Here is a 5332-nt window from a genome sequence, read left to right on the forward strand (position 1 = left end):
CGGTGGGGGTTGGGTGGGTGGGCGTGGGGGGCTGGGGTTTTTGTGGGGGGGGGGTGGGAGTGGCGGGGGGGGGGGGGGGGGGGGGGGCGGAGGTGGCCCCCCCCCCCCACCCCCCCCCCCCCCCCACCGGCTGCTCAGCCCCGGCCTGGCACCACTCCTGGCCTCATCCGGGGGCGAGCAGCCGGATGAGGCCAGGGAGCCGCTGGAGCACCGGCCGGTGCGTGCGGCGCGGGTTGGGAGCTACCGGGTCCTGACCACGACGCTGCTGGCCGCCTTGTCGTGCAGGCACTGGCGGTACGGGGTGTCCCAACAGCACCACAGGACGTTGAGCAGCCCCAGGAAGGGGACGAAGCCCATCACCACGGAGCTGATCCAACGGCCGAACGCTCCACCGGCGGTGAGCCGCTGGCCGTTGTCCAGGCGGGCGACCCGCAGCCCGAGGGCGCGCTTGCCGAGGGTCGCGCCGTAGCGCCAGGTCAGGATCGGCTCGGAGCACAGGACGGCGACGCAGCAGAGCATGCCCAGGATCGCGGTGACCATGAGGTAACCGGTGTTCTGCCAGAGCAGCTGGAGTACGCAGATGAGCCCAATCACGACGCCCAGAGCCGCCAGGATGATGACCACGTCCAGCAGGCGGGCGGCGAGTCGGGCCCCCTGGCTCGCCAGCGCACCCTGGGGCGGCCCACCGAGTGCCGGGCCATCCTGGCCGAACTGGCCGAACTGGTAAGCCGGTAGTGGGTGGCCGTAGGGATGTGGAGGGGGCGGGTACTCACTCATGAGCATGATCCAATAGGAGACCGCCCCGGTCACGCAAACCGGTTTCGGCCTGGCTTCGGGACCTGGGCGTCAATGACGCCGACGTCGGTGACCACGGTCAGCGCTGCCACGAGCCCGTAGCCCAGCGAGCCGGTTGGTCACCGCCATCAGATCGTAGCCGACGTGGACGATAGCGAGTCTTCGGCCCGATCCGGGTTTGTCGGCACGTCCTGAGCGAAGGGCCGTGCCGGCGCATTGACGACGGGGCGTGCCGAACGGGTACCCGGTGATCGGCGCCTTCGCCCGCCCCCGGCAAGGCGGCGGGCGGACCAAGCGCGGCGACCCCGCGCTCCGACCTCGATCGTGGGACGGCGGCACTCAGGAGATGTCCGGGGCCTCGTCGGACCACTGGCGGAGCCGGTCACTGTCCTCGGGGATAGCTGCCGCGAACTCCGCGACGCTGTCAGGAAGCCGCCGGTGCGCTGGACGGTGATGCCGGTGGCACAGCTCCATCTCGATGCGCCGGGCCCAGGTGGTCTTGCTGGACGAGTGCGTTCCGGCGATGCAGAGGCGAAGGGGTGTCACCACAGGGTTTGTTCCTCGAAGTCGGGGGTGCCGGGCATGGGGGCGCCGGGCATTCCGGGCGGGACGGCGGCGGCAATCAGCGCGTCCCAGGTGTCGTAGTGCCCGGCGAGGTCGAGCAGGAGCAGCGCGGTCGCGTGGGCGTCGAAACCCGCGCGGTGGCGCTGGCCGGGGACGGCGGCCAGCTCGATGCCGGTCAGCTCAATCAGCGCGTCGAGGCTGTACCCGCCAGCCTTCGGGTAGGTTGCCCGGGCGAGCCGGAGGGTGTCCAGCACCCCGGCCGGCTGCCAGTTGGGCATGTACCGCCGCAGCACCCCGTAGTCCACGTGGGCGGCGTGCGCCGCGATCCACGCGCCCTCCAGGTCGGCGTGCACCTGAGCCCCGACCTGCTCCCACGTTGGCGCGGCGGCGACGTCTTGGTTGGTGATGCGGTGGACCCGCGTGGCGAACGGCGAGATCGGGTGCGGGGGGCGCAGCAGGGTGGAGCGGGCGGACGACGGCACCGGGCTCCCGTTCTCCACGGGGATCGCCGCGACCTCGACCAGGTCCGGCGGCTGCGCGCCGTTGCCTTCCACGTCCACGACGAAGACTCGGGGCCAGGTGCCGTAGTCCATAAGTGCTCCTCACTGGGGGCGGGCCAGCCGAGGCCGGTTCGACCGTGCCGGCGGTGGTGCGGCTTGTCACGGTCGTGGACCTGGCAGCCAAAGCCGTGCGGCAAGCAGTAGCGCGGGCGCACAGCACCGGCTCCGCCCGGGGGAAGAGCTGTGCGCGGGACTGCCCGCGTTGGCCGGTCTCGACCGCAAGAGCGAGCCCTACCACCAGTGGCCCACCAAGTTGGAAGGCCACCGCTCCAGCGCTCTCACCCGCCCGATGGAATGCTGCTCGATCAGGCGGTCCGGACTCCGAGCCATCGCGCCCGCTCGGACGCGGCGACTTCGGCAGGGTGCCGGGGTGCCGCTCCTTCCCGGCTTGACACGGTGTGCGCTGATCCGTCCGGGCGCAGCCGCAGGACGACCTGGTAGGGGCCGGTGGGCTTGCCGGTGGTGTCCAGGGGCCAGAGGCCGACCAGGTCGTGCTCGCCGTCGCTGGTTTCGGCGAGGATCTCCAGCACCGGTCCGGTGGCGCTGTCGGCTGCGCGGCAGGTGATTCCGACCAGTGGCCAGTCGGTGGCACCCGGCCCGGCCAGGGCGGTGGCGGCGTCGATCTCGTCGGCAAGAGCAGCCCAGATCTTGGCCCGGTGTTCGGTGGTCTCGATCCGGCGGACGTCGTCGTCGGAGTCCACGACCTTGCCGTAGACACGAGTGGCCATGTAGTCGGCGTGCTCGGCCATGGCGCGCAGCTCGGTGGGCGTCTTGCCCTTGGCCTGGGTGCGGGCGTTGGCGGTGACCAAGCGCATCATGCCGGAGCTGGTGTAGGTGCGGGTGCCGTCGTTCTGGGTGTGGAGCTTGGCCTCGTGGGCGGCGTGGTTGTCGGTGGACCGGGTGTACTGCTCGCGCAGGCGCTGGCGCTCTTGCAGGTAGAGGTCGAGCAGGATCGAGCGGGTGCCGACGTCGTCGCCGAGGCTGCGGCGCCGCTCGACGTGGTCGTAGTCGTCCCACAGGTCCTGGCAGGTTTGGCCGCCGGAGTTGAACGCGGCCGGGTGCAGCCAGCGGCCGTCCTTGGTATGGCGGAAGCCATCGTCGGGTTCCAGTGAGCCGTCGACGACCCGCCCTGCGGGCAGGCCCGCGTAGTCCACGACGCTGGCCGCGAGCTCGGCGGCCCGCGCCTTCGCGGAGGCCTCGGTGTGGCCGGCCAGGAACTCCACCCGCCAGTGGCCGCGCCAGTAGGTCAGCTCCACCCCGTCGGGCAGCGGGCCGCGCTGGGCGTCGACCTCGGCGAGCCACGCGCGCTGGTCCTTGTCGGTCATCCCGCGGCCGCCCAGGATCATGTCGCAGGCCTTCCCGAGCGCAGCCACGTAGTCGGCGACGTGGGCTTGCTCCCACGGCCCGTAGAGCGCCTCGCGAGTGTCGATGTGCTCGAACACGCGCGGGTAGTCCGCCTGAAGGCGGCGGATCTCCTGCGCGTCGAGGCCGGCCGCATCGAGCTGGTCGATCTCCTGGTGGTGCTCCTCGGACGAGTTCGGGGAGTCAATCTCCCAGGCCCAGCAGGGCGGCCCCCCAATGCGGTGGACCGGGCGGCGCATGTAGAGGCTCAGCCGCTTCCAGGCGTCGCCCGCGTCCAGGGCGGCGGCCCGAACCTCGATGGGTGCGTATCTTCTGAGGGTTGGCCGTAGGCCTGTGACCAGCAGGTTTGTCGTTGGTGCTTGATCAGGAAGGGGGTACGCCGGGTAACTTCGACACCGGGACCTTCGAGGCGGGTTGAGCGAGTCGCGCCGACCAGCGCGGACGCCGCCTGCGTGAGGCACTCCACGGTGCGGGCAGATACGTGTCTGCGCGGGGCACCCCGGTCTTGCTTCCATCCTCAGAAGATATGCACCCGACCTCGATCAGCACGCTCCACAGCCGCACCGGACGACCGGCCCGCCGCTGTTCCCACTGCTGGACGTCCCACAGCTTGTTGCGGGCCTGGCTGGCGTCCCGGCCGTGGTCGTCGGCGCCGAACGATGCGGCGTACCGCTCGGCGTCGGCCACGCCCAGCGCCGACAGCTCGGCCGGGGTCGGCCGGACGTCCTCGTGGTGACGCCGCGCGGTGGTGAACTTTGCGCCAGCCCGGGCGTCGGTCCGGGCCTTGCGGCTGGCGGTGGGCTGCTTCTTCGGCATGATGCACGGCTCCCGTCCCGGCGGTCCCCACGCGTCCCGCCGACGTAGCTCGCACAGTGGCCGGGCAGAGGGTCGACGCGGGCCCCGGGAGACCTTGGTCGGCGGTGCCACCGGGCGGCGTGGGCGCTGGTGGCGGCGACGGACGGCGTGCGCGGCTTGCCGTATACCGCCACTGTATCGACGCCCGCCGACAACACCGCTCATTTAGACCCGGCCGTGCCGCCGCCGTGCCGGAACAGGTTGTTCAGGTGGCTGCCCGCCGCGGGTACTTTCCTGGAGAGGCGAGCGCGGGGAGGGCGAGCGGGATGACGCAGGGGCATGGCTTCGATACCGGCGAGCAGATCGAGTTGCCGCCTGGGGCGAATGGTCGAAGAAATGCTGACACCAGCCGGCGGCTGGTCGGTGGCGGTTTTCCCGGAGCGGAGCGGGATCTCGCGCGACGGGGGCGGCGCCATGAGCGATGAGCCTCAGATGCTGACCCAAGCCGACTACTGGGACACGTACTGGCCGGGCGCTGGCCAGGGCGGTGCTCCCCCGGCGGCGGACCGTGTGCACTGGACGCAGTACCCCCATCACGGCCCCGGCGCGGAGTTCCTCGACGCCCCGCGGACCGCGCTGGAGCTGGGCGGTGCCACCTGCGTTGCCTCGGTCGCACTCGCCAGGGCCGGTGTGCGGGTGACCGCGGTCGACTTCTCGCCGACACAGATGGAGCGGGCTCGGCGGTGGTGGGCGGGTGGACCGAATCTCACGCTGGTCCAGGCCGACCTGACCGACTACCTGGCCCGCGCCGAGGCACGGTGGGACGCGGTGTTCTCCAACTGGGGTGCAGCCTGGTTCATCGACCCCGAGGTGCTGTTGCCGCTGGTGCTGCCCCGGTTGAGCCCTGGCGCGGTGTTCGCGTTCTCCTGCGCCGAGCCGCTGGCGCCGTGCTTCGGTCCCCAAGTGATGTACGCCTTCCCTAATAAGACCTACCGAGGCTCCATCCGGCAGACTCGGTGCCCGGTAGCCGCCAGCAGGTGAGCACTCTTTCTTCCCTGGACTTCGAGTCCTGTTGACAGATCGTGCCCCTGCCGGTCGGCCAGGAGCGAAATCGCTGATGGGATGTCGTGCCCGCCCGGTCGCGGCGTGAGCACAGCCTTATTAGGGCTCTTCGCTCGCATGTGTGGGTCGGTTCGTGTCATGAGATAACGAACGCCGCACCCTGCGTAGGTTTCTGATTGTGATGATCAAGAACC

At 71.1% G+C, this 5332-nt stretch carries 6 protein-coding genes; 1 reads left to right on the plus strand and 5 read right to left on the minus strand.

All coding sequences use genetic code 11. The features are described from left to right. Positions 1-240: 240 nt before the first annotated feature. From ACZ38L_RS38235 to ACZ38L_RS38255, 5 genes are all read right to left on the minus strand, one after another. The gene (locus ACZ38L_RS38235) at positions 241-777 is read right to left on the minus strand and encodes an RDD family protein (RefSeq protein ID WP_465702543.1); all 537 of its coding nucleotides are present in this window, start codon (positions 775-777) and stop codon (positions 241-243) included. Positions 778-1134: 357 nt separating this feature from the next. Beyond that, positions 1135-1341 carry a hypothetical protein gene (locus ACZ38L_RS38240; protein ID WP_465702545.1) on the minus strand — a complete coding sequence of 69 codons (207 nt, stop codon included), beginning with the start codon at positions 1339-1341 and terminating at the stop codon, positions 1135-1137. Continuing rightward, entirely contained in the window at positions 1338-1952 is a 615-nt protein-coding gene (locus tag ACZ38L_RS38245; RefSeq protein ID WP_465702548.1) for a 3'-5' exonuclease, read from the minus strand. Before ACZ38L_RS38245 ends, ACZ38L_RS38240 begins: the two co-directional genes overlap by 4 nt. A 272-nt stretch (positions 1953-2224) precedes the next feature. Continuing rightward, positions 2225-3520, minus strand: a complete 1296-nt coding sequence (locus tag ACZ38L_RS38250) for a hypothetical protein (RefSeq protein ID WP_465702550.1) — start codon at positions 3518-3520, stop codon at positions 2225-2227. A 124-nt stretch (positions 3521-3644) separates the two neighbouring features. Beyond that, positions 3645-4097 carry a hypothetical protein gene (locus tag ACZ38L_RS38255; protein WP_465702552.1) on the minus strand — a complete coding sequence of 151 codons (453 nt, stop codon included), beginning with the start codon at positions 4095-4097 and terminating at the stop codon, positions 3645-3647. 453 nt (positions 4098-4550) lie between these two features. On the opposite strand from ACZ38L_RS38255, the gene ACZ38L_RS38260 reads away from it, so the two are divergent. Then, positions 4551-5117: a class I SAM-dependent methyltransferase gene (locus ACZ38L_RS38260; RefSeq protein ID WP_465702555.1), complete on the plus strand. Its 567-nt coding sequence runs from the start codon at positions 4551-4553 to the stop codon at positions 5115-5117. Positions 5118-5332: the final 215 nt, after the last annotated feature.

The sequence above is a fragment of the Kitasatospora sp. NPDC024654 genome (assembly GCF_055559155.1).